This window comes from Lishizhenia sp. (assembly GCF_057456495.1).
Genome location: NZ_JBVCPV010000206.1, coordinates 1 through 4,599, shown reverse-complemented (window position 1 = coordinate 4,599; position 4,599 = coordinate 1). Strand labels below are relative to the sequence as shown.

At 36.6% G+C, this 4,599-nt stretch carries 6 protein-coding genes; 5 read left to right on the top strand and 1 reads right to left on the bottom strand.

All coding sequences use genetic code 11. The annotated features are described in order from the left end of the window. The 5 genes from AC22ZQ_RS12565 to AC22ZQ_RS12545 form a co-directional block, all read left to right on the top strand. The coding region (locus AC22ZQ_RS12565; RefSeq protein ID WP_318959115.1) for a hypothetical protein at positions 1-863 on the top strand (863 nt) is incomplete at its 5' end. Next, positions 860-2,488 carry a DUF389 domain-containing protein gene (locus AC22ZQ_RS12560; protein ID WP_318959114.1) on the top strand — a complete coding sequence of 543 codons (1,629 nt, stop codon included), beginning with the start codon at positions 860-862 and terminating at the stop codon, positions 2,486-2,488. The genes AC22ZQ_RS12565 and AC22ZQ_RS12560, both read left to right, overlap by 4 nt. Before the next feature lie 26 nt (positions 2,489-2,514). Next, positions 2,515-2,958: a hypothetical protein gene (locus AC22ZQ_RS12555; protein WP_318959113.1), complete on the top strand. Its 444-nt coding sequence runs from the start codon at positions 2,515-2,517 to the stop codon at positions 2,956-2,958. After that, positions 2,948-3,739, top strand: a complete 792-nt coding sequence (locus AC22ZQ_RS12550; RefSeq protein ID WP_318959112.1) for a glycerophosphodiester phosphodiesterase — start codon at positions 2,948-2,950, stop codon at positions 3,737-3,739. The genes AC22ZQ_RS12555 and AC22ZQ_RS12550 overlap by 11 nt, the downstream gene beginning before the upstream one ends. Next, complete coding sequence (locus AC22ZQ_RS12545; protein WP_318959111.1) at positions 3,729-4,076, top strand: translation initiation factor; 348 nt, start codon at positions 3,729-3,731, stop codon at positions 4,074-4,076. Before AC22ZQ_RS12550 ends, AC22ZQ_RS12545 begins: the two co-directional genes overlap by 11 nt. On the opposite strand, the gene AC22ZQ_RS12540 is transcribed toward AC22ZQ_RS12545, so the two are convergent. After that, entirely contained in the window at positions 4,073-4,531 is a 459-nt protein-coding gene (locus tag AC22ZQ_RS12540; protein ID WP_318959110.1) for an FKBP-type peptidyl-prolyl cis-trans isomerase, read from the bottom strand. The genes AC22ZQ_RS12545 and AC22ZQ_RS12540 overlap by 4 nt on opposite strands. Positions 4,532-4,599: the final 68 nt, after the last annotated feature.

Below are 4,599 nucleotides of genomic sequence, written 5' to 3'. Positions count from 1 at the left end.
TAGGGGTTTCACTAGCTACTAATGATATCTTTTTTAGATATCAAAAGTTCGATTATAATGGACAAACGTATACAACCGATAGAGGATACGCTTTAGAACAACAGTTGTTGAGTAACACCAATCAAGTTTTAAACAAACAATTGAAGGATTACCGAGAGGTTGAACAAGCAGCATTGGTACCCACTTTTGTCTTTTCACCCACCATTATAGAAGATGGAAGAAGGTTGATTATTAGTAGTCAGAATCTTGGTTTTATGTTTGGTTCTGGCATTGTTGAGGGAGATTCTGTTTTGACTGAAAATGTAGAGCTCAATAAAATCATTCAACATCAAGATGCTGGAGAATTACGTTTTGCAACTGCATTAAGGATGAATGCAACCTTTCCCTATATAACGCCAATGGTTACACTGCCTACAGAACCGGAAGTTCATATTATGGATGCCGGAATACGAGATAATTATGGGGCCAAAACTACCTTGCGCTATTTGAGTGCCTTAGAAGATTGGATTAAGGAAAATACCAGTGGAGTAATCATTGTTCAGATTAGAGATACGAAAAAGGGATTGAATCCAGATGAGGAACATGCCATCTCTTTATTTGAAAAAATGTTTAAGCCACTTTCCAACGTGTATGGTAACTTTCCTAAGGTGCAAGATTATAATCAAGATGAATTGGTCAATCTATTTTTAAGGTACCAAGATTACCCTATTGACATTGTAAGTTTAAATTTGAGGGAGACGCCTAAGGACAAAATTTCACTATCTTGGCATTTAACCAAGCAAGAAAAACAACTCATTAAAAAAGCGCTTTCTTCTGAAAGAAATACGATGGAAATGCAACGGTTGCTTAAGTTATTACAATGAACGAGGAAAATATAGACCCTAAAGACGAGCAGAACAAAGCTCAAAATGAAGAGAATACACCGAATGAGGGTGCTGCCGAAAATACTTCATCATCTGATCAACCCAAAGATGAACTCCATGAGGAAAAACAAAGGCGTAAGAAGGCCTTTGAACACTTGTATGATAACGGTAATAAGTATGACGATCCTATAGAAGGAGATCCTACAAAAATCAATATCAATACAGATGTGCGAGAGGGGATTAAGTCTATTTTCTCCTTTCTCAAGGAAACTGTCTCTTTTCAAGATGGTGCTGATATCAATGGAACCATTAAAAACATAAGAGAAGGAATAAATTTTGTTGGCCCCAATGTGTGGGTACTGATGTGTTCTATTGTTGTGGCCTCTGTAGGTTTAAACACCAATTCGGTGGCAGTGATTATTGGAGCCATGCTTATTTCACCTTTGATGGGACCTATCAGAGGAATGGGATTAGGGGTTGGAACAAACGACATTAAACTGATCATAGATTCTTTAAAGAATTTTGGTGTGGCTGTGGGTATTTCCTTACTTACGGCTTATATCTACTTTTTAATTACTCCTTTACATGGTTTAACACCTGAATTAGAAGCGAGAACTGGACCTAACCTTATGGATGTGTTCATTGCTTTCTTCGGTGGTTTGGCAGGTATTATTGCTGCCAGTAGAGGAGATAACAATACAGTAATTCCAGGGGTAGCAATTGCCACTGCACTTATGCCTCCTTTATGTACGGCGGGTTATGGTTTAGCGAATGGAAATTGGCAGTTCTTTTTTGGTGCATCGTATTTGTTTTTAATCAATACACTTTTTATCTGTTTATCTACCATTTTGGTGGTGAGGTATTTAAAATTCCCAATTAGACACTTCATAAATCCTAAGGTAGAGAAGAAGGTGAAAGTAGTTTCTACCGTTTTGATTTTCTTGGTTATCGTTCCTTCTGTTTACTTGTTTTATGGAAAGGTACAGGAGACTATTTTTACGGAAAATGCCACCAATTTCATTAGAAATGTAATTGAAACAGATGAGACATTAGATGTGAATCAAAAGTTTGATTTGACTGGAGAAATACCTAAAGTAGAGGTCATTTTGACCAATAAAACGGTGCCAGAATCTACCTTACAAGTATGGTATGCTCAGCTGAGAACGTACAATCTAAGTGAAAACAATTTATCTATTATTCAAGGGGAGGATGTAGATAGAAAGTTGAAGGAGTATTTGGACGAATTTAAAAACAGCAACCTTTCTTCTGGGGCGGGTTATGATGTTATCATGAAGAAGGATGAATTGATAAGAGATTTGAACATTCAGAATGCCAATTTGAAGAGTTCCATAGAGAATTTAAAAAAGCAAAAAGTAAATGCAGCAACCTTGGCATCGACGATTGCTTTGCATTATCCGGAGGTAGAATCTATTGAAGTTCTATCAGGGGTGCAGGCGCAAAATGAAACTGTGAAAGATACCATTTTTGCCTTGGCAGTGCATTACTACGATACCCTTGAGGTGGATAAGTTACAAGTGAATGAGAAATTGAGAAAGCAGTTAGAAATTCAGTTGAAAGATCAGAATTTATTGAACAACTGTAAAGTGAAAGTTTACAATCAATAATGCGCTTACTCGTCTTAACTCTCGTCGTGATTCCGATATTTACCTGGGCTCAAAACAATTTGGGGTTAGAAGTAAGGACCAATAGGTTCGATGTCTATTCTCAAGTGTTTTTTGAACACGAGCTAAAAGAAAACCAAAGTATTACTATGGCTTTAGGATGTGGAACAAGAGCGACATTTGCCGCACGAACAGTCCATCCATCTTTGAACTTGAGGTATAATTATACCTATTTCCAAGGAGAGCGTATTCGCGCCATAATCGGGGCAAATACTTTTTCATCCCTGCTTCCTGTGGGTAAAAAGAACAGTACTTTTTATAATGAAATTGGAACACATACCGGAGTAGCAATTGGAGGTTCGCTTCTTTACCATGTCAATATAGGGTGTAGTGTGGGAGCAGAAAGTTCTCCTGGTGGAACGCAAGCTTATTTTAATGCACATTTAAATATGGGATTGAGTTATGCGTTTTAGTTTGATTTTACTATTAATTCTTGTTTCGGCTTGTGAAAAAGCCAAATTCTCCGATGTTGCTATTATAAGTCACGCGGGAGCTGGAATCACAGCTATACATTCGCCCTATATAGATAATTCTTTGGAAGCGGTTAATTACGCCTTATCTTTTGAAGCCTGCGCTGGAGTTGAGTTGGATATTCAATTTAGCAAGGATAGTTCCATGTGGGTGTTTCATGATGCTGATCTGAAAAAGAAATTTGATGATGCACTTTGTATCTCTTCTTATACGGATAAAGAATTGAGTCAATTAGAATTGAAGAACGGAGAAGCGTTGATTTGTTTGAATGAGTTCGACTTTTCTCGTTATCCTAATAAATCTTTCTATCTGGATATTAAACACTGGAACAATTGCGGGTTGTATGGTCAAGAGGTATTGATGAGAGGTTTGGAGAAAATGAATTGGCAAAGTGTGGGAGCTGCAAATATTCATTTGTTAATGACTCAAAAGTCTTGGTTAGATAGTGTAATTACACACTATGAAAAGGTGATGTACATTGTTAATTCAGATGAAAATTTAGACGAAATCTTAACCCAACATCCCGGATTATATGGTGTTGAAGTGAAATACTCAGCAACTACGAACACAGAGATTGAAAAACTGAAAGCACAAGGCTTGCATGTTGGGATTTTTCAGACGAGAGCAGCAAAAACTATTAGAAATGCCATAAATTTGCATCCAGACTTTATAGAAACAGACGATTTTAAAACAGCCATAAATATTGTGAGTAATGGGAAATAAAAAGAAGAAGAGAGTAGATATCGTATACAGTACGAATCAAGATTTTTCTTACGATTATGATGATGAGTTGGAAGAAGAGACACTAGATCCATCTGAGCAACTATTGTATGTATCTATCGATAGAAAAAAACGAAAGGGTAAGGAAGTGACCTTGGTTGAAGGTTTTGTTGGATCGAGTGATGATCTGAAAGATTTGGCTAAAATTTTGAAAAGCAAATGTGGAGTAGGAGGTAGTGCCAAAGATGGAGAGATTTTAATACAAGGAAATTTCAAAGATAAGGTAGCTGAGATATTGGTTGCTGAAGGATATAAGACAAAGAAAAAAGGTGGTAATTAAACCACCTTTTTTACGCCTAGTACAAAATGCAGAATTGAATTCTGCGGTATTTTTTCAGTCTTTCTATCACCATATCCTAAATAAGGAGGAATGTATATTTCAATAACTCCACCTTCTCGAATTAGGCCAAGGGCTTCTTGCCAGCCAACAATTAATTCTTTAACGTCAAAATTCAAAGCTTCTTCTGGCGTGATTACTTGAAATACATCACCGTTGAGCAAGGAACCCGTATAATATATTTCAACATTGTCTGTATACTTAATGTTGTGTTTTCCTTCGCCTTCTTCAATAACACGGTAAAATAAACCACTTTCTAAGGTTTTAAAGCCCTGTTGGTTTAAACTATCTATATGTGCCTTTATGGTAGTGTTAAAGACTTCTTTTTGGTCTTCATTATACGTTTTACATGCATAAAAGCTAAGAATCAGCAGGCTCCAAATAAGTAAATTTTTCATCCTAATAATTCATGGGAGTTAATGTGTATCCTTCTGCTCTTAAAAGGTTAATAACACCTTGTTCACCC

Coding starts and splice junctions, on each gene's coding strand:
- AC22ZQ_RS12550 (WP_318959112.1), top strand. CDS start 2,948: ATGCGTTTTAGTTTGATTTTACTATTAATTCTTGTTTCGGCTTGTGAA.
- AC22ZQ_RS12540 (WP_318959110.1), bottom strand. CDS start 4,531: ATGAAAAATTTACTTATTTGGAGCCTGCTGATTCTTAGCTTTTATGCA.
- AC22ZQ_RS12545 (WP_318959111.1), top strand. CDS start 3,729: ATGGGAAATAAAAAGAAGAAGAGAGTAGATATCGTATACAGTACGAAT.
- AC22ZQ_RS12560 (WP_318959114.1), top strand. CDS start 860: ATGAACGAGGAAAATATAGACCCTAAAGACGAGCAGAACAAAGCTCAA.